20 protein-coding genes are annotated in these 18627 nt (G+C 59.9%); all 20 read left to right on the top strand.

Annotated elements, in window-relative coordinates:
- The first annotated feature begins 99 nt into the window (after positions 1-99).
- The 20 genes from fabD to araH all read left to right on the top strand — a co-directional run bounded on the left by fabD (position 100) and on the right by araH (position 18580).
- Positions 100-1038, top strand: coding sequence for an ACP S-malonyltransferase (gene fabD, locus FEE99_RS24660; protein WP_041479444.1), 939 nt, complete (start codon positions 100-102; stop codon positions 1036-1038).
- A gap of 16 nt (positions 1039-1054) precedes the next feature.
- The gene (gene fabG / locus FEE99_RS24655; RefSeq protein ID WP_064361233.1) at positions 1055-1798 is read left to right on the top strand and encodes a 3-oxoacyl-ACP reductase FabG; all 744 of its coding nucleotides are present in this window, start codon (positions 1055-1057) and stop codon (positions 1796-1798) included.
- 196 nt (positions 1799-1994) lie between these two features.
- Positions 1995-2231: an acyl carrier protein gene (gene acpP, locus FEE99_RS24650; protein WP_003175607.1), complete on the top strand. Its 237-nt coding sequence runs from the start codon at positions 1995-1997 to the stop codon at positions 2229-2231.
- 108 nt (positions 2232-2339) lie between these two features.
- On the top strand, positions 2340-3584 hold the full coding sequence (fabF, locus tag FEE99_RS24645) for a beta-ketoacyl-ACP synthase II (protein ID WP_038860467.1): 1245 nt from the start codon (positions 2340-2342) through the stop codon (positions 3582-3584).
- A complete protein-coding gene (pabC, locus tag FEE99_RS24640) occupies positions 3584-4399 on the top strand; it encodes an aminodeoxychorismate lyase (protein ID WP_041479443.1) in 816 nt (271 codons plus the stop codon). The genes fabF and pabC overlap by 1 nt, the downstream gene beginning before the upstream one ends.
- A gap of 3 nt (positions 4400-4402) precedes the next feature.
- Positions 4403-5572, top strand: coding sequence for an endolytic transglycosylase MltG (gene mltG / locus FEE99_RS24635; protein ID WP_041479442.1), 1170 nt, complete (start codon positions 4403-4405; stop codon positions 5570-5572).
- Positions 5573-5591: 19 nt separating this feature from the next.
- Positions 5592-6224, top strand: a complete 633-nt coding sequence (gene tmk / locus FEE99_RS24630) for a dTMP kinase (RefSeq protein WP_016770985.1) — start codon at positions 5592-5594, stop codon at positions 6222-6224.
- Positions 6217-7200: a DNA polymerase III subunit delta' gene (locus tag FEE99_RS24625; protein WP_041479441.1), complete on the top strand. Its 984-nt coding sequence runs from the start codon at positions 6217-6219 to the stop codon at positions 7198-7200. The genes tmk and FEE99_RS24625 overlap by 8 nt, the downstream gene beginning before the upstream one ends.
- Positions 7201-7242: 42 nt before the next feature.
- Positions 7243-7599 (top strand): PilZ domain-containing protein, encoded by a 357-nt coding sequence (locus tag FEE99_RS24620; protein WP_016770983.1) that lies wholly within the window; start codon positions 7243-7245, stop codon positions 7597-7599.
- Between the two features lie 15 nt (positions 7600-7614).
- On the top strand, positions 7615-8406 hold the full coding sequence (locus FEE99_RS24615) for a TatD family hydrolase (RefSeq protein WP_041479440.1): 792 nt from the start codon (positions 7615-7617) through the stop codon (positions 8404-8406).
- Between the two features lie 351 nt (positions 8407-8757).
- Complete coding sequence (locus tag FEE99_RS24610) at positions 8758-9396, top strand: TetR/AcrR family transcriptional regulator (RefSeq protein ID WP_016770981.1); 639 nt, start codon at positions 8758-8760, stop codon at positions 9394-9396.
- A gap of 137 nt (positions 9397-9533) precedes the next feature.
- Complete coding sequence (locus tag FEE99_RS24605) at positions 9534-10502, top strand: GTP 3',8-cyclase MoaA (protein WP_041479439.1); 969 nt, start codon at positions 9534-9536, stop codon at positions 10500-10502.
- Between the two features lie 165 nt (positions 10503-10667).
- Entirely contained in the window at positions 10668-11273 is a 606-nt protein-coding gene (locus tag FEE99_RS24600) for a DUF4823 domain-containing protein (RefSeq protein WP_016770979.1), read from the top strand.
- A 14-nt stretch (positions 11274-11287) separates the two neighbouring features.
- Positions 11288-11848 (top strand): DUF1285 domain-containing protein, encoded by a 561-nt coding sequence (locus FEE99_RS24595; protein ID WP_041479438.1) that lies wholly within the window; start codon positions 11288-11290, stop codon positions 11846-11848.
- A gap of 192 nt (positions 11849-12040) precedes the next feature.
- Entirely contained in the window at positions 12041-12757 is a 717-nt protein-coding gene (locus FEE99_RS24590; protein ID WP_041479437.1) for a FadR/GntR family transcriptional regulator, read from the top strand.
- Positions 12758-12891: 134 nt separating this feature from the next.
- The gene (locus FEE99_RS24585) at positions 12892-13767 is read left to right on the top strand and encodes an SMP-30/gluconolactonase/LRE family protein (protein WP_041479435.1); all 876 of its coding nucleotides are present in this window, start codon (positions 12892-12894) and stop codon (positions 13765-13767) included.
- 270 nt (positions 13768-14037) lie between these two features.
- Positions 14038-14856 carry an SDR family oxidoreductase gene (locus FEE99_RS24580; RefSeq protein WP_041479433.1) on the top strand — a complete coding sequence of 273 codons (819 nt, stop codon included), beginning with the start codon at positions 14038-14040 and terminating at the stop codon, positions 14854-14856.
- 137 nt (positions 14857-14993) lie between these two features.
- A complete protein-coding gene (locus FEE99_RS24575; RefSeq protein ID WP_016770973.1) occupies positions 14994-15998 on the top strand; it encodes a substrate-binding domain-containing protein in 1005 nt (334 codons plus the stop codon).
- Between the two features lie 53 nt (positions 15999-16051).
- Positions 16052-17599: an L-arabinose ABC transporter ATP-binding protein AraG gene (araG, locus tag FEE99_RS24570; protein ID WP_041479431.1), complete on the top strand. Its 1548-nt coding sequence runs from the start codon at positions 16052-16054 to the stop codon at positions 17597-17599.
- A 12-nt stretch (positions 17600-17611) separates the two neighbouring features.
- Positions 17612-18580 carry an L-arabinose ABC transporter permease AraH gene (gene araH / locus FEE99_RS24565; protein ID WP_038861078.1) on the top strand — a complete coding sequence of 323 codons (969 nt, stop codon included), beginning with the start codon at positions 17612-17614 and terminating at the stop codon, positions 18578-18580.
- The last annotated feature ends 47 nt before the right edge of the window (positions 18581-18627 follow it).

Raw genomic sequence — 18627 nt, 5'->3', positions numbered from 1 at the left:
AATGTGACCGCCCGGTTCAAAGGGCCATCCAAACTGTCAGTTTCTGGCGCCCCAACGGGGCGTTATTTTCCGACGACAAGATCATTAGGGGCTTGTTACATGTCTGCTTCCCTCGCATTCGTCTTTCCAGGACAGGGTTCGCAGTCCCTCGGCATGCTGGCCGAGCTGGGCGCGCAACATCCGCTGATCCTCGAAACCTTTCAAGAAGCCTCTGCTGCGCTGGGCTACGACCTGTGGGCACTGACCCAACAGGGTCCGGAAGAGCTGCTCAATCAAACCGACAAAACCCAACCAGCCATTCTGACCGCTTCGATCGCCCTGTGGCGTCTGTGGCTGGCCGAAGGCGGCGCGCGTCCGGCGTTTGTCGCCGGCCACAGCCTGGGTGAATACAGCGCGCTGGTTGCCGCCGGCAGCCTGAGCCTGGCTGACGCGGTCAAGCTCGTTGAGCGCCGTGGTCAGTTGATGCAGGAAGCGGTGCCGGTCGGGCAGGGCGGCATGGCCGCGATCCTCGGTCTGGAAGATGCCGACGTGCTGGCTGCCTGCGCCGAAGCGGCGCAAGGCGAAGTCGTCAGCGCAGTGAATTTCAACTCGCCGGGCCAAGTGGTGATCGCCGGTGCCAAGGCGGCCGTCGAGCGCGCCATCGAGGGTTGCAAGGCCCGTGGTGCCAAGCGCGCCATGCCATTGCCGGTGAGCGTGCCGTCGCACTGCGAGCTGATGCGTCCGGCTGCCGAGCGTTTCGCCGAATCCATCGCCGCCATCGACTGGCAGGCGCCGCAGATTCCGGTGGTACAGAACGTCAGCGCACAAGTGCCGGTCGATCTGGAAACCCTCAAGCGCGATCTGCTCGAACAGCTCTACAAGCCAGTGCGCTGGGTTGAATCGGTACAGACTTTGGCCGCCAAGGGCGCGACCAATCTGGTCGAATGCGGCCCGGGCAAAGTCCTTGCTGGCCTGAACAAACGTTGCGCCGAAGGCGTTTCGACTTCCAATCTCAATACCCCAGATGCCTTCGCTGCCGCTCGCGCAGCGCAGGCCTGAATCAGGAGAAACTTGCATGAGTCTGCAAGGTAAAGTTGCACTGGTCACCGGTGCAAGCCGCGGTATCGGCCAGGCCATCGCGCTGGAACTGGGTCGTCAGGGCGCCATCGTTGTCGGCACCGCGACCTCCGCTTCGGGCGCCGAGCGCATTGTCGCGACCCTGAAGGAAAACGGTATCCAGGGCGCCGGTTTCGAACTCAATGTCACCAGCGACGAGTCGGTCAGCGCCGTGCTGGCAGGCATTCAGGAGCAGTTCGGTGCGCCGGTGGCGATTCTGGTCAATAATGCCGGCATCACCCGCGATAACCTGATGATGCGCATGAAAGACGACGAGTGGTACGACGTGATCGATACCAACCTGAACAGTCTGTATCGCCTGTCCAAGGGCGTTCTGCGCGGCATGACCAAGGCGCGTTGGGGTCGAATTATCAGTATTGGCTCGGTAGTGGGTGCCATGGGCAACGCCGGCCAAGTAAACTATGCAGCCGCCAAGGCCGGTCTGGAAGGTTTCAGCCGGGCGATGGCGCGTGAAGTCGGTTCGCGTTCGATTACGGTCAACTCGGTAACCCCAGGGTTCATCGACACCGATATGACCCGCGAGCTGCCTGAAGCACAGCGTGAAGCCTTGCAGACGCAGATTCCGCTGGGTCGTCTGGGGCAAGCTCAAGAGATCGCGTCCGTGGTCGCTTTTCTTGCATCCGACGGTGCGGCATACGTTACCGGGGCTACAATCCCGGTGAACGGTGGGATGTACATGTAAGTAAAATGTGACGGATTGCTTCAAAAAAATGTCATACGAGCTGTCTAAAATCCGTTATAAAGCTGCAATCTATTTATAGGCAGAGGGCCGCAGGGTTTGAGGAGTGAAGCTTTCAGTTGAAAAACTGAAAAGGCTTTCTATACACTTACCCACTGGCCAGCTGCCTGAATTTGTCCATTAGGAGTGAAAACAAGGTATGAGCACCATCGAAGAGCGCGTCAAGAAAATCGTTGCCGAGCAACTGGGTGTTAAAGAAGAAGAAGTGGTCAACACCGCTTCCTTCGTAGAAGACCTGGGTGCCGACTCCCTTGACACCGTTGAGCTGGTGATGGCTCTGGAAGAGGAATTCGAGACCGAAATCCCTGACGAAGAAGCTGAAAAGATCACTACTGTACAAGCTGCAATCGACTACGTTACCAGCCACCAGGCGTAATAGTTTGTAATCGTTGCTTGCTGTCATGGAAAAACCGCACTGCCATCATGGCGTGCGGTTTTTTCTTTAGGCCTGATGCAAAGTCGTCATTTGAAAAAGGAGAGTGCTGTGTCGCGTAGACGCGTCGTAGTCACCGGTATGGGTATGTTGTCGCCACTGGGCACGGATGTGCCGAGCAGTTGGCAGGGCATTCTGGCTGGCCGCAGTGGCATTGGTCTGATCGAACACACCGACCTTTCTGCCTATTCGACCCGCTTCGGCGGTTCGGTCAAGGGCTTCAATGTCGAGGAATACCTGTCGGTCAAGGAAGCGCGCAAGCTCGACCTGTTCATTCAGTACGGCCTCGCCGCAGGCTTTCAAGCCGTGCGCAACGCCGGTCTGGAAGTCACCGATGCCAACCGTGAACGCATTGGCGTGGCCATGGGTTCGGGTATCGGCGGTCTGACCAACATTGAAGAAACCAGCCGCACCCTGCACGAGACCGGTCCGCGACGGATCTCGCCGTTCTTTGTGCCTGGCTCGATCATCAATATGATTTCCGGTTTCCTGTCGATCCATCTGGGCGCACAGGGACCCAACTACGCCATCGCCACCGCGTGCACCACCGGTACGCACTGTATCGGCATGGCCGCGCGCAACATCATGTACGACGAAGCCGACGTGATGATTGCCGGCGGTGCGGAAATGGCTGCCTGCGGTCTGGGCATGGGCGGCTTCGGCGCATCCCGTGCGCTGTCGACCCGCAACGACGAGCCAACCCGCGCCAGCCGTCCGTGGGACAAGGGCCGCGACGGCTTCGTGCTGTCCGATGGTGCTGGCGCTCTGGTTCTCGAAGAGCTGGAGCACGCCAAGGCCCGTGGCGCCACGATCTACGCCGAGCTGATCGGTTTCGGCACCAGTGGCGATGCGTTCCACATGACCTCGCCACCCGCCGATGGCGCCGGTGCCGCGCGCTGCATCACCAATGCCCTGCGCGACGCGAAGATCAATGTCGATCAAGTGCAGTACATCAACGCCCACGGCACCTCGACCCCGGCCGGCGACCTTGCCGAAGCCAATGCGATCAAGTCGGTGTTCGGCGATCACGCCTACAAGCTGGCCGTCAGCTCGACCAAGTCGATGACCGGCCACCTGTTGGGTGCGGCGGGCGCGGTCGAAGCGATTTTCAGCGTGCTGGCGATCAACAGCCAGGTGGCACCGCCGACCATCAACCTCGATGAACCGGACGAAGGCTGCGATCTCGATTTCGTTGCGCACACCGCGCGCAACATGGACATCGATGTCGTGCTGTCCAACTCCTTCGGTTTTGGCGGCACCAACGGCACTCTGGCGTTTCGCCGGTTCGCCGGCTGATGGACAGCTGGGTCGACGGTCAACCGGCTGACGCGCTGTCGCTGAAAGATCGCGGCCTGGCTTACGGCGATGGTCTGTTCGAGACCATTGCCGTGCGCAGTGCTCGGCCGATTCTGCTGGATCGGCACCTGACGCGCCTGGCCGATGGCTGCGCGCGTCTGGCCATTGCGACCGATCTCGAGCTGGTTCGCCATGAGCTGCTCAGCTATGCCGCTGCGATGGGCGAGGGCGTGCTCAAGCTTATCCTCACTCGGGGTGACGGCTTGCGCGGTTATGCGCCCGATCCTGCGGCGCAGGGCCGACGCATCCTGCAAGGCAATCCGCCGGCAGCGTATCCCGCTGCCCATGCCGAGCACGGCATCCGCCTGTTTCCCTGCAACACGCGTTTATCTACGCAGCCGTTGTTAGCCGGGCTCAAACATCTGAATCGACTGGAACAGGTGCTCGCCCGCGCCGAATGGCAGGACAGCGAGCATGCCGAAGGCTTGATGCTCGATCAGGCCGGGCGTGTTGTCGAAGGTGTGTACAGCAATATTTTCCTGGTGCGCGACGGTGGCTTGATCACGCCCGACTTGAAGCGCTGCGGCGTCGCTGGGGTGATGCGCGCGGAAATATTGTTTCAGGCCGAGTCGCTGGCCATCCCCACGCAAATCGCCGATATCAGCCTCGAACAGCTGCAATGGGCTGATGAAGTATTTGTCTGCAACAGCGTTTATGGCGTCTGGCCGGTACGCGCCTGTGCTGCACTGAGCTGGCCGGTTGGCCCGCTCACCCGTAAACTGCAAACCATTGCCCGCGCGCTACTGGATGCTTGATTCGTGAGACGTAAACTTTTGCTGCTGCTGGAAACCGGACTGGTTCTGGCAGGGCTGCTGTTGGGCGCCAGCGCCTGGAAAATTCATTCGGCGCTGGAACAGCCCCTGAACATCCCGCAGGAACAACTGCTGGATGTGCCGAAAGGCTCTACACCGACCCGTACCTTCCTTGAACTCGAAACCGATGGCGTCATCAAGGACGCGTTCTGGCTGCGCGTCTACTGGCGCTTCAATCTCGCCGGCACACCGATTCACAGCGGCGAATACCGCATGCAGCCGGGCATGACCGTCAACGGTCTGATCGATTCGTGGAAGCGCGGCGACGTGGTTCAGTACAGCCTGACCCTGGTCGAAGGCTGGACTTTTCATCAAGTGCGCGCCGCCCTGGCCAAGGACGACAAGCTCGAGCAGACCCTCAATGGCCTGAGCGACAGCGACGTGATGGCGAAGATCGGCCACAAAGGCTTGTTCCCGGAAGGTCGGTTTTTCCCGGATACCTATCGCTTCGTGCGCGGCATGTCCGATGCCGAGCTGCTGAAAAAGGCCTTTGATCGTCTCGATGAAGTGCTCGCCAAAGAGTGGGCGCAGCGTTCTGCCGATGTGCCTTACAGCGAACCTTATCAAGCGCTGATCATGGCCTCGCTGGTCGAGAAAGAGACTGGCGTTCCGCAGGAGCGCGGGCAGATTGCCGGCGTCTTTGTACGGCGCATGGCGCTGGGCATGCAGTTGCAGACCGATCCGACGGTGATTTATGGCCTCGGTGATCGCTACACCGGCAAACTGACCCGCGCACATTTGAAAGAGCCGACGCCTTACAACACCTACGTGATTCCAGGCTTGCCGCCGACGCCGATTGCGATGGTCGGGCGCGAGGCGATTCATGCTGCGCTCAACCCGGTGGAGGGCAGCAGCCTGTATTTCGTCGCCCGTGGCGATGGCAGCCATGTGTTCTCCGATGATCTGGATGCGCACAACAACGCAGTGCGCGAATACCAGCTCAAGCGCCGTGCCGATTACCGTTCCAGCCCGGCACCAGTAACCGCGCCGGCCACCGATGAGGCCATTCCGGCGGCCTCGCCGAACACCGCGCCCGAGGCGCTGCCGCAAGTGCCGTCGCAAGAACCTGCGCCAGCCCTGGAACCGGACGCCGCTGCACCACAGAACGCGCAATGACTTTGATGAAGGACTGCCTGTGACTGGCTTGTTTATTACCCTGGAAGGCCCGGAAGGCGCGGGCAAGAGCACCAATCGCGAATACCTCGCCGAGCGCCTGCGCGCCGCCGGTATCGAAGTGCTGCTCACCCGTGAGCCTGGCGGTACGCCGCTGGCCGAGCGGATTCGTGACGTGTTGCTGACCCCGGCCGACGAAGTGATGCACCCGGACGCCGAGCTGTTGCTGGTGTTCGCCGCGCGCGCCCAGCATCTGGCAGAGGTGATTCGCCCGGCGCTGGCCCGTGGCGCTGTGGTGCTGTGTGATCGTTTCACCGACTCGACATACGCCTATCAGGGCGGCGGTCGTGGTTTGTCACTCGAGCGCATCGCCACGCTGGAGACTTTCGTGCAGGGCGACTTGCGGCCCGATCTGACCTTGATTTTCGACCTGCCCGTTGAAATCGGTTTGGCCCGCGCCAGTGCCCGTGGTCGACTGGATCGTTTCGAACTCGAAGGCCGGGCGTTTTTCGAGAACGTGCGCAATGCGTTCCTGAAACGCGCCGAAGCCGACCCGTCGCGCTACGTGCGCATCGATGCCGGTCAGCCATTGGCCAAGGTGCAGCAATCGCTGGACACCTTGCTACCGAATTTGCTGGAGCTGGCCCGTGGCTGAGGCCTATCCATGGCAGGACAGCCTCTGGCAGCAACTGGCCGGACGCACTCAGCATGCTCACGCTTATCTGCTGCACGGTCCGGCCGGGATCGGCAAGCGTGCGCTGGCCGAGCGCTTGATGGCCAGCCTGCTGTGTCAGCGCCCTACGCCTGAGGCGTGCGGCGAGTGCAAATCCTGCTTGCTGCTCAAGGCCGGCAGTCATCCGGACAATTACATCCTGGAGCCGGAAGAGGCGGACAAGGCGATCAAGGTCGATCAGGTTCGTGATCTGGTCAGTTTCGTCGTGCAGACCGCGCAGCTCGGCGGGCGCAAAGTGGTGTTGATCGAGCCGGTCGAGTCGATGAACATCAACGCTGCCAACGCCTTGCTCAAAAGTCTTGAGGAACCGTCCGGCGATACCGTGCTGCTATTGGTCAGCCACCAGCCGAGCCGTTTGTTGCCAACCATCAAGAGCCGTTGCGTGCAGCAGGCCTGCCCGCTGCCGGGCGAGGCGATGAGCCTGCAATGGCTGGCCCAGGCGCTGCCGGATTGCGCGGAGGAAGAGCGCGTCGAACTGCTGACCCTCGCAGCCGGGTCGCCGCTGATGGCGGTCAGCCTGCAATCGCAAGGTGTGCGTGAACAACGTGCACAAGTGGTCGAAGGCGTGAAGAAGTTGCTCAAGGGCCAGCAATCGCCGACGCAACTGGCGGAAGAGTGGAAAAGCATTCCGATGCTGCGTCTGTTCGACTGGTTCTGCGACTGGTCGAGCCTGATCCTGCGTTATCAACTGACTCAGGACGAAGCCGGCCTTGGCCTGGCCGATATGCGCAAGGTCGTGCAGTACCTGGCGCAGAAGAGCGCGCAGGGCAAAGTACTGGATATTCAGGACTGGATTCTCGCCCAGCGACAGAAAGTGCTGAGCAAGGCCAACCTCAATCCGGCCTTGCTGCTGGAAGCATTGTTGGTGCAATGGATGGGATTGCCTGGTCAAAGATAAGAATGTGTACCTAGACTCTGAAGATCAGCAGTGGAGGTGAACATGATTGAACCTGTCAGCCCGGGGCCGCGTAACGGCATCTTGTCCCTGACCATCAAGGACAAGTCGGTGCTCTACGCCGCCTACATGCCGTTCATCAAGAATGGCGGACTGTTCATCCCGACCAACAAAAGCTACCGGTTGGGCGACGAGGTGTTCATGCTGTTGCACCTGATGGATGAAGCGGAAAAAATTCCGGTTGCCGGCAAAGTCGCCTGGATCACCCCCAAAGGCGCACAAGGCAATCGCGCCGCCGGTGTCGGCGTGCAGTTCAACGACGGCGACGACACCGCGCGCAGTCGCATCGAAACTCATCTGGCCGGAGCGCTGAAATCCGACCGTCCCACTCATACGATGTAAGTTGCAGTCCTTTTTATGCTCGTAGATTCCCATTGTCACCTTGACCGTCTCGACCTCGCCGCCCATGACGGCTCGCTGGATGCCGCGCTCGCTGCGGCCCGCGAGCGTGGGGTTGGACATTTTCTGTGCATCGGCGTCAGCGCTGACAACGCCGCCGACGTCAAAGCCCTCGCCGAGCGTTATGACGACGTCGATTGCTCGGTCGGCGTGCATCCGCTGGATGTGCAGCCGGGCGCCGCACCGGCGCTGGACTGGCTGCTGCACGAACTCGATCACCCGAAAGTGGTGGCGATCGGCGAAACCGGTCTCGACTATCACTACGAGCCGGAAGCTGCCGAGTTGCAGCAGGAGTCGTTTCGCCTGCATCTGCAAGCGGCGCAGCAGACCGGCAAACCGGTGATCATCCATACTCGCGGCGCCCGTGCCGACACCCTCCAACTGCTGCGCGAAGCGGCGCTGCCCCAGGCTGGCGTGTTGCATTGCTTCACCGAAGACTGGGACATGGCCAAGGCAGCGCTGGACATGGGTTATTACATTTCCCTATCGGGCATTGTTACGTTCCGCAATGCCGACGCCTTGCGTGACGTGGCGAGCAAGGTGCCGGCCGATCGCCTGCTGGTGGAAACCGATTCGCCGTATCTGGCGCCGATTCCGTATCGCGGCAAGCCGAACCTGCCGCAGTACGTGCGCGAAGTGGCGGAGTTTCTGGCGATGCTGCGTGGTGAGAACTACGAGCGCTTTGCCGAGCAGACCACGGAAAACTTCAAGCGCTTGTTCCCGCTGGCGAGTGTTAAATCTGCCGTATGACCGCAGGCCAAATCGCAGGCAAAAAAAACCCGGGTTCTGGGGGGTGAATCCGGGTTAAGACCATTAGGAGTAAAACAAAGGCACGCGGTCCGTTGGTACCTTTACCGGCACGACACTTGGGGGAGATGTCGCCCGACAGTTCAAGTATTGATCAGTCTGGCGTGCAGTCCAGTGAGCGGGTCGGGGTTTTTAAACAAATTTGGAATACGTTTGCTTCAGTTGAGTTCTCATTGCACCCGATTCGTTCTCGAAATGAACAAGAAACACAGATTTGGTCGATGAACCGTGCTTTTTTGCGCAAGTTAGGCATAATACGCGGCTTCGAATTTTGACCCTTCAGACCTTTTTCTTATGCATAAAGAACCTCGTAAGGTCCGTGAATTTCGTCGCCGCGAGCAGGAAATTCTCGATACCGCGCTCAAGCTGTTCCTCGACCAGGGTGAAGACAGTGTCACCGTCGAGATGATTGCTGATGCCGTGGGTATCGGCAAAGGCACGATCTACAAGCACTTCAAATCCAAGGCCGAGATCTACTTGCGCCTGATGCTCGATTACGAGCGCGATCTGAACGAGCTGCTGCATTCGGCCGATGTCGACAAGGACAAGGAAGCGCTGTCCCGCGCCTACTTCGAATTCCGCATGCGCGACCCGCAGCGCTATCGCCTGTTCGACCGTCTCGAAGAGAAAGTGGTCAAGGGCAATCAGGTGCCGGAGATGGTCGAGGAACTGCACAAGATCCGTGCCTCGAACTTCGAACGCCTGACCCTGCTGATCAAGGGTCGCATCAGCGAAGGCAAGCTCGAAGACGTGCCGCCGTACTTCCACTACTGCGCATCCTGGGCGTTGGTGCACGGCGCGGTGGCGCTGTATCACTCGCCGTTCTGGAGCAACGTGCTGGAAGATCAGGAAGGCTTCTTCCAGTTCCTGATGGACATCGGCGTGCGCATGGGCAACAAGCGCAAGCGCGACCCGGAAACCCCGAGCACATAAGTCATTCAGCGGGCTGATTGCGCCGTGTTTTCACAACATGGCGCAATAGCACAGGAATATACTCAGGCATAGGGCTTGCTAAAACCTGATTTCTCAGTCAAGTTTTGCTCGCTCGATTTCTTTCGCCGGAGTGTTTCATGATCGTTGACCGTCAAGGCAGGCGTTTTCGCAATCTGCGCATCAGCCTGACCTCTGCCTGCAATTACGCCTGTACCTACTGCGTGCCCAACGGCAAGCGGTTGGTCGCTGCGCAGGATGAACTGTCGGCCGAAGCCATGGCGCGCGGCGTCGAATACCTGATCGAAGCGGCCGGCATCGAGCGCCTGCGCATCACTGGCGGCGAGCCACTGGTCAGCCCCAAACTCGAATCGTTCATGACTGCCGTCGGCCAGATGGGCCTCGACGACATCAGCCTGACCACCAATGGTCAACTCCTCGCGAAAAAACTGCCGCTGCTGGTCGATGCCGGTCTGCGTCGAATCAACGTTTCCCTCGATACTCTTGATGCCGCTGCGTTTCGCAGCATCGCTCGTGGCGGCGATCTGGCCAGCGTGCTCGATGGCATGGATCAGGCTGCCGCCGCCGGGATGAAGATCAAGGTCAACATGGTGCCGTTGCGCGGGCAGAACCTCGATCAGGTCATGCCGCTGCTCGACTACTGTCTGGAGCGCGGCTTCGAACTGCGTTTCATCGAGCTGATGCGCATGGGCCATCTGGCCAAGGATTCCAATGCCTTCCTGCAGCAGTTCGTCAGCCTTGAGCAGTTGCTCGGCCTGATCGGCGAACGTTATGAATACGCCCAGACCGACGCACCGGTGGACGCCACGGCTGTGCGCTATGCGATTCCCGGTCGCGGCACTTTCGGGGTGATCGCCAACGAAAGTGTGCCGTTCTGCCGCACTTGTTCGCGCTTGCGCCTGTCATCGACCGGTTGGCTGCATGGCTGTTTATCGTCGAGCAACCGCCACTATGTCGGCGATCTGCTCGACAAGCCGCGCCACCAGGCGTTGCCGGCGCTGCAACGTTTGCTGGTCAAGGCGTTGGGTGACAAACAGGAGGTGGCGTTCTCTGGCGGCGCTACTGTCATGAAGATTATTGGCGGTTGAACAACGGCTTTCGCGAGCAGGCTCGCCCCACATTTGGAATGCATTTCAATTGTGGGAGCGAGCCTGCTCGCGAATGCCTCTATCACTGAATTTGTCGAGCTGGCGCAAAAGCTGCATTCAACGGCCATTCGCCGGTTTTCCGACACCGGCTTCTGGAGGAATAGGATGCGTAGCCTGGTTTTGCTGCTGGCCGTTTTGGCGCTTGGCGGCTGCATGAATGTCAGCGATATGGCCGAAGGCACTCGCTATCACATGAGCGATGCGGGGCTTCTGGACCATAGCGACAGCCGCCGGGTGAACAATCTCCGCATTCAGCCGGACTCGTTCATCTTTATCGCCCAGGGCGCGTTCGCGCCACCGGGTGGTTCCTATCCACGGCCGAACGTGGTCGCCGAAGAAGCCTTCAAGGGCTTTGTCGAATACTTCCCGATGGTCCGCCGCGCCCGTGCGCCGGAAGGCCTCGACCAAGCCATGGGCGAAGCCCGTGATGCCGGGGCGCATTACCTGCTCTACACACGTTTCGCCAAGGCTGATGACCGCATCGGCAACTCCGACGAGTGGCTGGACCAGGAAGCCGTGGATCGCCTCGGTATCGATGGCGGCGTGATTCAGATCATGTTGATCGAGACCAGCACCCAGTATTTGATTGATACTGCACGGATCAAGAGTCGTGGCGGTTTACTGACGTTCCATGATTCCAAACCCGAAGACCTCATCGGTCCGCCGCTGGCGCAATACGCACGCAGCCTGCTGGGGATCGGCGACCAGTAATCAAGGAGTACGCCATGAGTGACCCGCAAACAGCCAATGACCTGCTGGGGCAGATCCCCAAGACCAAAGGCCTGCCACCGGTGCATTTGTGGAACCCGGATTTCTGCGGCGACATCGACATGCGCATTGCCCGTGACGGCACCTGGTACTACCTGGGTACGCCGATCGGGCGCAAGCCGATGGTCAAACTGTTCTCCACCATCATCCGCCGCGACGGCGATGATTATTTCCTGATCACCCCGGTCGAGAAGGTCGGGATCAAGGTCGATGACGCGCCGTTCGTGGCGGTTGCCGTTGACGTGCAAGGCGAGGGCGAGGCGCAGGTTTTGCGCTTTACCACCAACGTCGAGGAAACCACCGAAGCGGGGACTGAGCATCCGCTGCGTGTCGAGATCGATCCTGAGACCCAGGAGCCTGCGCCCTATGTGCATGTGCGCAGCAACCTTGAAGCGCTGATTCACCGCAATGTGTTTTACCAGTTGGTGGAACTGGCGGTGAGCCGCGAGATTGATGGCCAGCGCTGGTTGGGCGTGTGGAGCGGCGGCGAGTTCTTTCGCATCGGCCTGGAACCCTGACACAACATCAAAATGTGGGAGCGAGCCTGCTCGCGAATGCGCTGTATAAGTCGCCAGCAATGTTGACTGACACGACGCTTTCGCGAGCAGGCTCGCTCCCACAATGGTTTGCGCAAGCTGAAAAAATCCGATTGACTGTTATTCGTATGATGATTAGCGTAGGCACCCATCGCGATTCGCCTTGAGGTGTTCATGTCCAGCAGCTTTCATGCGTCGACCGTTGACTGGCTGGGCAGTTGGATTGCTGCCGGTCAGGTCAAGCCGGGGCAGACCATCAAGGTCGAGGCGGATCTGGGCGAGCAGCTTGGTGTCAGCCGTACGGTGATTCGCGAAGCCATCAAAACCCTTGTCGCCAAAGGCATGCTCGAAGTCGGACCGAAGGTCGGCACGCGGGTGTTGCCAGTACGGCGCTGGAATCTGTTCGATCCGCAGGTGGTCGGTTGGCTATCGCGCAATGGGTTGCCGGAAAACTTCGTCGATGACCTGCTGGATTTGCGCCGCACCATTGAGCCGATGGCGGTGCGCTGGGCCTGTGAGCGGGCGACACCGGAGCAGATCGAAGCGGTACAACTGGCTTTCAATGCGCTGGAACGTGCAGTCGACAGCGGCGTTGATTACAACCGTGCCGACCAGGCCTTCCACGAATGCATTCTGGCCGCCAGCCATAATCAGTTCATCGAACAAATGGTCCCGGCCCTCGGTGCGTTGCTGGCGGTGTCGTTCGAAGTCTCCGCCGCCGACCCCGATGAACTGCGCCGCACCTTGCCGATCCATAAAGACATGGCCGATGCCATCGCCGCGCGCGATTCGACCCGTGGCGTGTGGGCGTGCATGACCTTGATCGACAATGCCGATCTGGCGATAAAACGCTTTTACCCGAAAGTCATGGCGGACCGCAAAGCCAGCTAAGACCGAAAATTCCCTGTGGGAGCGAGCCTGCTCGCGAATGCGTCAGGTCAGATACATCATCATTGACTGACACGCCGCCCTCGCGAGCAGGCTCGCTCCCACATTGGAAACAACAAGAACATGAAGGATTCCAGATGACCTGCACCGCCCTGACCCAACACCGCGCGCAACTCGGCGAAGGCCCGTTCTGGGATGCGCCGACCCAAGCGCTTTACTGGGTCGATATCGCCGGTAAACAAGCGTTGCGCCTGATTGGTCAGAACGTGCAGATCTGGCAGATGCCCGAGCACATCTCCGCCTTCATTCCCTGCGCCAGCGGCGATGCGCTGGTGACATTGAGCAGTGGTGTCTACCGGCTCGATCTCGATTCGCCCGGCCTCGAGCCACGTTTGACGCTGTTCTGTGTCGCCGACCCGCAACCGGGCAACCGGCCCAACGAAGCCCGTTGCGATGCCTTGGGCCGGTTGTGGTTGGGCACCATGCAGAACAACATCGGCGAGCACGGTGAGGATCTGCCGCTGGTGCGCCGTTCCGGTGGCCTGTTCCGTATCGATCCCGATCAGCGCGTCACACCGCTGCTACTCGGCCTGGGCATTCCCAATACCTTGTTGTGGAGCGACGACGGCACCACGCTGCTGTTTGGTGAAAGTCTCGACAGCACGCTCAATCGATATTTCATCCGCACCGACGGCAGTCTCGACGCTCCGCAGGTGTTCTACTCGTCCGATCGACACGGTGGTCCCGATGGCTCGGCGATGGACGCCGAAGGCTACGTGTGGAATGCACGCTGGGACGGCAGTTGCCTGCTGCGCCTGACGCCGGACGGGCAGGTGGACCGCAAGATCGATCTGCCGGTCAGTCGCCCGACCAGTTGCGTGTTCGGTGGCGAAGACTTGAAAACCTTATTCATCACCAGCGCCAAAAGTCCACTGAATCATCCATTGGATGGCGCGGTGCTGAGCATGCGCGTCGACGTTTCAGGAAAACTCTGTACGCGTTTTGCTGGCTAGATCCCAAAATATGGGATGCAAAATTATATATTGAGATTATTTGGCGGTCGGGTTTATAGTCGGCTCCAGCAGTAACACGCACTCACACTTAAAAAGAACAAAACAGGTGAAGTGATGCAGCGAATTCTTGTTGCCCGCGCAAGCGGGATCCGCCTTTCGTCACGGCTCAATGCCGTTGACGACGCTTGCCTGTCTGTTTTCCCCAGCCGTCAAAACCGGACATCGACCGATGGCCGGTTTTTTTGCGCCTGCGTGCAGGAGGCCTGAGCCATGGCTGAAGCGCTGACATTGCCGCAAGTGTCGGCCCCGCCGAAAGGCGAGCGTCTGAAAAACAAGGTCGTGCTGCTGACCGGGGCCGCTCAGGGCATCGGCGAAGCGATTGTCGCCGCCTTCGCCTCGCAGCAAGCCAGATTACTCATCAGCGATATCCAGGCCGACAAGGTCGAGCAGGTAGCCGCTCAATGGCGCGATCAGGGCCATGACGTGCAGGCGCTCAAGGTCGACGTATCGAATCAGCAGGATCTGCATGCCCTGGCCCGACGCGCGGTGGAATTGCATGGCCGCATCGATGTGTTGGTCAACTGTGCCGGGGGCAATGTGTTCCGCGATCCTTTACAGATGACCGAAGAAGACTGGCGCCGCTGCTTCGCCATCGATCTGGACGGCGCCTGGTATGGCTGCAAAGCGGTGCTGCCGCAAATGATCGAACAGGGCGTCGGCAGCATCATCAACATCGCCTCGACCCATTCCAGCCACATCATTCCCGGCTGCTTTCCGTACCCGGTGGCCAAGCACGGCTTGCTCGGCCTGACCCGTGCACTCGGCATCGAATACGCGGCCAAGGGCATTCGCGTCAACGCCATCGCGCCGGGCTACATCGAAACGCAGCTGAACGTCGATTACTGGAATGGCTTTGCTGATCCGCACGCCGAACGGCAGCGCGCCTTTGACCTGCACCCGCCCAAGCGCATCGGCCAGCCGATCGAAGTGGCAATGACGGCGGTATTTCTGGCCAGCGATGAAGCACCGTTTATCAACGCCTCGTGCATCACCATCGATGGTGGTCGTTCGGTGATGTACCACGACTGAACAAAACGAATTTCCAGCGCTGAACTACGCTTGAAATCCAATCATCATACGATATGACTATTTTCAAACAGCTTCACTGAGAACACGCTTCAACGCTTTTCAAACCTTGCTCAAAAAAAATAACAAGGAGTCATCTGATGAAACGTCGTTTCGGGATTCGTACCCTGTGCAGCACTGCCCTGGCGGTCACTGCGTTCAGCCTGAGCAGTGCGCTGCTCGCCGCCGACGCGGTGAAGATCGGTTTTCTGGTCAAGCAGGCCGAAGAACCGTGGTTCCAGACCGAATGGGCTTTTGCCGAAAAAGCCGCCAAGGACAAAGGCTTTGAACTGATCAAGATCGCGGTACCGGATGGCGAGAAGACCCTCTCGGCCATCGACAGCCTGGCCGCCAACGGCGCCAAGGGCTTCGTGATCTGCCCGCCGGACGTGTCCCTCGGCCCGGCGATCATGGCCAAAGCCAAGATCAACGATCTGAAAGTGATTGCGGTCGATGACCGTTTCGTCGACGCCAACGGCAAATTCATGGAAGACGTGCCGTACCTGGGCATGGCCGCGTTTGAAGTGGGCCAGAAGCAGGGCGCCGCCATGGCCGCCGAAGCGAAAAAGCGTAACTGGGACTGGAAAGACACCTACGCGGTGGTCAACACCTACAACGAACTCGACACCGGCAAGAAGCGCACCGACGGTTCGGTCGATGCCCTGAAGAAGGCCGGCATGCCGGAGGACCACATCCTCTTCGCCGCGCTGAAAACCCTCGACGTACCGGGCAGCATGGACGCCACCAACTCGGCGCTGGTGAAACTGCCGAGCGCGGCGAAAAACCTGATCATCGGCGGCATGAACGACAACACCGTGCTCGGCGGCGTGCGCGCCACCGAAGCGGCCGGGTTTGCCGCGAGCAACGTGATCGGCATCGGCATCAACGGCACCGACGCCATCGGCGAGTTGAAAAAGCCTAACAGCGGCTTCTTCGGTTCGATGCTGCCAAGCCCGCACATCGAAGGCTACAAGACTGCCGAGATGATGTACGAGTGGATCACCGCCGGCAAAGAGCCGCCGAAGTACACCGCCATGGATGACGTCACCCTGATCACCCGCGAAAACTTCAAGCAAGAGCTGGAAAAAATCGGCTTGTGGAACTGAGGCAGCGACGGCCCGGGCAGCCGGGCCGTTTTTCGGTGTGAAGAGGTGGCTTTATGCACGCGCAAGTACAGACACAAGAACAACACGGCGCCAGCGGCAGCCTGCGCTTCAACGGGATCGGCAAGACCTTTCCCGGCGTGAAAGCGCTCGACGGCATCAGCTTCGTCGCCCACCCCGGTCAGGTTCATGCCTTGATGGGCGAGAACGGCGCGGGCAAATCGACCCTGCTGAAAATCCTCGGTGGCGCTTACATCCCAAGCAGCGGCGAGCTGCAGATCGGCGAGCAGGCGATGGCCTTCAAGTCCACCGCCGACAGCATCGGCAGCGGCGTCGCGGTGATTCACCAGGAACTGCATCTGGTCCCGGAAATGACCGTGGCCGAAAACCTGTTTCTTGGCCATCTGCCGGCCAGTTTCGGCCTGATCAATCGCAGTGAGCTGCGCCAGAAAGCCTTGAATTGCCTGAAGGGGCTGGCGGACGAAATCGATCCGCAAACCAAGGTCGGACGCTTGTCGCTGGGTCAGCGGCAACTGGTGGAAATCGCCAAAGCGCTGTCGCGCGGCGCTCACGTCATCGCTTTCGACGAACCGACCAGCAGCCTTTCGGCGCGGGAGATCGATCGCTTGATGGCGATCATCGGTCGTCTGCGCGACGAAGGCAAAGTGGTGCTCTACGTTTCCCATCGCATGGAAGAAGTCTTCCGCATTTGCGACGCCGTCACCGTGTTCAAGGACGGCCGCTACGTTCGTACATTCGACGACATGAGCCAGTTGACCCACGATCAACTGGTGACCTGCATGGTCGGTCGCGACATTCAGGATATCTACGATTACCGCCATCGCCCGCGCGGTGCCGTGGCGTTGAAGGTCGATGGTTTGCTCGGCCCGGGCCTGCGTGAGCCGATCAGTTTCGAAGCGCACAAGGGCGAAATCCTTGGCCTGTTCGGGCTGGTCGGGGCAGGGCGCACCGAGCTGTTTCGCCTGCTCAGCGGCCTGGAGCGCAACACCGCTGGCCGTCTCGAACTGCGCGGCCATGAGCTGAAACTGCGCTCGCCGCGTGACGCGATCGCCGCCGGCATTTTGCTCTGCCCGGAAGACCGCAAGAAGGAAGGCATCATCCCGTTGGCCAGCGTTGCCGAGAACATCAACATCAGTGCCCGCGGTGCGCATTCCGGGCTCGGCTGCCTGATTCGCGGCCTGTGGGAAAAGGGCAACGCCGACAAGCAGATCAAGGCCCTGAAAGTGAAAACCCCGCACGCCGGCCAGCAGATCAAGTTCCTTTCCGGCGGCAATCAGCAGAAGGCCATTCTCGGCCGCTGGCTATCGATGCCGATGAAAGTCCTGCTGCTCGACGAACCGACCCGTGGCATCGATATCGGCGCCAAGGCCGAGATCTACCAGATCATTCATAACCTCGCCGCCGACGGTATTTCGGTGATCGTGGTGTCCAGCGATCTGATGGAAGTGATGGGCATTTCCGACCGCATCCTGGTGCTGTGCGAAGGCGCCCTGCGCGGCGAAGTCAGCCGCGACCAGGCCAATGAATCCAACCTGCTGCAACTGGCTTTGCCACGCCACCGCGCTGACGGCGTGGCGAACTGAGAGGTAACTATGATGACTACGCAAAACGAAACTCTGCCGACCGAGCGCAAACCGCTGGACCTGCGGCGCTTCCTTGATGACTGGGTCATGCTGCTGGCGGCGATCGGCATCTTTGTCGCCTGCACACTGCTGATCGACAACTTCCTCTCGCCGCTGAACATGCGTGGCCTGGGCCTGGCGATTTCCACCACCGGCATCGCCGCGTGCACCATGCTTTATTGCCTGGCATCCGGACACTTCGACCTCTCGGTCGGCTCAGTGATCGCCTGTGCCGGCGTGGTCGCAGCAGTGGTGATGCGTGACACCAACAGCGTGTTTCTCGGGGTCAGTGCGGCGCTGGTGATGGGCCTGATCGTCGGGCTGATCAACGGCATCGTGATTGCCAAGTTGCGCGTCAATGCCTTGATCACGACGCTGGCGACCATGCAGATCGTTCGCGGTCTGGCCTACATTTTTGCCAACGGCAAAGCGGTCGGTGTTTCGCAGGAATCGTTCTTTGTTTTCGGCAACGGCCAGCTGTTCGGTGTGCCGGTGCCAATCCTGATCACCATTGTCTGCTTCCTGTTTTTCGGCTGGCTGCTGAACTACACCACGTACGGGCGCAACACCATGGCCATCGGTGGCAACCAGGAAGCGGCGCTGCTGGCGGGTGTCAACGTCGACCGGACCAAGATCATCATCTTCGCCGTGCATGGTTTGATCGGTGCGCTGGCGGGTGTGATTCTGGCCTCGCGGATGACTTCCGGGCAGCCGATGATTGGTCAGGGTTTTGAACTGACAGTGATCTCGGCTTGCGTGCTGGGCGGAGTTTCGTTGAGTGGCGGCATCGGCATGATTCGTCATGTGATTGCCGGGGTGTTGATTCTGGCGATCATCGAAAACGCGATGAACCTGAAGAACATCGATACGTTTTATCAGTATGTGATTCGTGGTTCGATTCTGTTGCTGGCCGTGGTCATTGACCGCTTGAAACAGCGCTGACACAAGCACTTCCCTGTGGGAGCGAGCCTGCTCGCGAAGGCATTGGC

The sequence above is a fragment of the Pseudomonas sp. ef1 genome, assembly GCF_007293365.2.
Classification (GTDB): Bacteria; Pseudomonadota; Gammaproteobacteria; order Pseudomonadales; family Pseudomonadaceae; genus Aquipseudomonas; species Aquipseudomonas siliginis.
This window is presented reverse-complemented; position numbering and strand designations above follow the sequence as displayed.